A 692-nucleotide genomic window follows, 5' to 3' on the forward strand; every position below is an offset into this window, starting at 1 on the left:
GCAGGTCATGGAGCCCGTCCCCGCGCCGCTGGACGGCTCGGCGCCGCTGGCCGATGCCGCCGCGGGGCTCGCCCGCTCCGCCCACGGCGTCCTCCCCGTGACCGCGGCGGACGGTACGTACCTGGGCGTCGCCGACGCCCGCTCCGTCGCCGAGACGCTCGCCGACGGAGCGCACGACACCACACGCCGGTGAGCACCGTGGCGTACGTCCCCCGCTCCCTGACGGCCGCGACCGGGCTGTCCGACGCCCTCGGCGCGCTCGTCGGGACGGAGGGCGCGGGGCTGCCCGTACTCGACGGGCGGGACGACGGCCTCGTCGGCTGGATCACCCACCAGTCCGTCCTCGCCGCCATGCACCGGGCGACCAGGCGGCCGGACGGCTGAGCCGCGGGAGGCCGGGGCTCAGGGGGCTGTCAAGAAGTCGTACGGATCGGGTAAGTTCGGTTGCGGTGTGCCGGGAAGCCTGGTCGGCGATACGGGAGAACTCTCTCTTCGCTGACTCGGGGGCGATGTCCTTGGTACTGACCGTGGTCTTCGGGGCCGCGCTGCCGACGGCCGTGCCGCTGTCGGGGCTTGCGGCCCGCTCCGCCCTGTTCGCCGTGCCGCGCACCGACGGCACGCATGCCTTCTTCCCCTGTACGGCTGCCGCTGCCGGGCGCCGGGCCCGCGAGGCCGGCGACACGCGCGCCCGC

Annotated in this window: 2 protein-coding genes and 1 pseudogene; all 3 read left to right on the top strand. The window is 75.9% G+C overall.

Features of this window, described 5'->3' with window-relative positions:
* Positions 1-193: pseudogene (locus HCN08_RS34510) on the top strand (CBS domain-containing protein); the annotation flags it as partial.
* Positions 190-384: a CBS domain-containing protein gene (locus HCN08_RS34515; protein ID WP_167987343.1), complete on the top strand. Its 195-nt coding sequence runs from the start codon at positions 190-192 to the stop codon at positions 382-384. The pseudogene HCN08_RS34510 and the gene HCN08_RS34515, both read left to right, overlap by 4 nt.
* 125 nt (positions 385-509) lie before the next feature.
* The coding region (locus tag HCN08_RS34520; RefSeq protein ID WP_167987345.1) for a hypothetical protein at positions 510-692 on the top strand (183 nt) is incomplete at its 3' end.

It is taken from the genome of Actinacidiphila epipremni (genome assembly GCF_012034175.1).
GTDB classification, from domain to species: Bacteria; Actinomycetota; Actinomycetes; order Streptomycetales; family Streptomycetaceae; genus Actinacidiphila; species Actinacidiphila epipremni.